1 protein-coding gene and 1 tRNA gene are annotated in these 863 nt (G+C 38.2%); both read left to right on the top strand.

The window, feature by feature from the left end; translation table 11 throughout:
- The first annotated feature begins 46 nt into the window (after positions 1 to 46).
- Positions 47 to 129 (top strand) — tRNA-Leu (locus C1I60_RS12595).
- A 284-nt stretch (positions 130 to 413) separates the two neighbouring features.
- The coding region (locus C1I60_RS12600) for a MarR family winged helix-turn-helix transcriptional regulator (RefSeq protein WP_137062266.1) at positions 414 to 863 on the top strand (450 nt) is incomplete at its 3' end.

The following is an 863-nucleotide window of genomic DNA, read 5'->3' on the forward strand; positions in this document are numbered from 1 at the left end:
GTCGAAGGTTCGAGTCCTTCATGGCTCACCATATATGTTTTATTATGCGGTCGTGGTGGAATGGCAGACACGCTATCTTGAGGGGGTAGTGAGCGTATGCTCGTGGAGGTTCGAGTCCTCTCGACCGCATCAATGGAATAAACGGAAAGGCCTCTGGTATTAGAGGCTTTTTTTGTTTGTACAGTGAATCCATTTTATAATACCCTCAGTAGCTTTAATGAAGAGTACATATAGATAAAAATGGTTTAATTTGTCTATATGTAGTATGCATTTTGTTGGCTTAATCATTTATGAAATGGATTCAGTAATGTAATAAAATAGTTATTATGAAGAAATAATGATTCCATAGTATATTATAAAGCTATAATGTTATAGAATGATAAGTATAAACTGATAAAGTGATGGTGAAAAATATGGACACTCAACTGTTAGGGAATATATCAGAAAATATTTTGGGCCTGTTTCCGATGGTGAAAAAGAAATTTTTCAGCTACGGTGCGCTTGATTTCCCATTACATTTGTCGCCTAATAACTTTCAGGTATTACTGTTGCTGCGTGAAGTGCGCTTGTCTACGGTATCTGATTTGTCCAAACAGCTTAATGTCTCACGCCCCAACATGACTCCTCTTCTGGACAAGCTGGTGGAGCTTGGATTAGCTGACCGCAACTCATGTGACTCGGATCGCAGAGTCGTGAATGTGGCAATTACAGAAGAAGGCGATGCTTTTTGTGAACAGGTATTTCATACCTTTTCCAATAAAATTCAAGAGAGACTGGTGCTTCTGCCAGAAGAAGATTTATTGCACTTGAGTGAAACATTGAACGAATTGAAGCAGATTCTACTTAAAATTGACAACTACACT

The organism is Paenibacillus terrae (genome assembly GCF_005217525.1).
Classification (GTDB): Bacteria; Bacillota; Bacilli; order Paenibacillales; family Paenibacillaceae; genus Paenibacillus; species Paenibacillus terrae_C.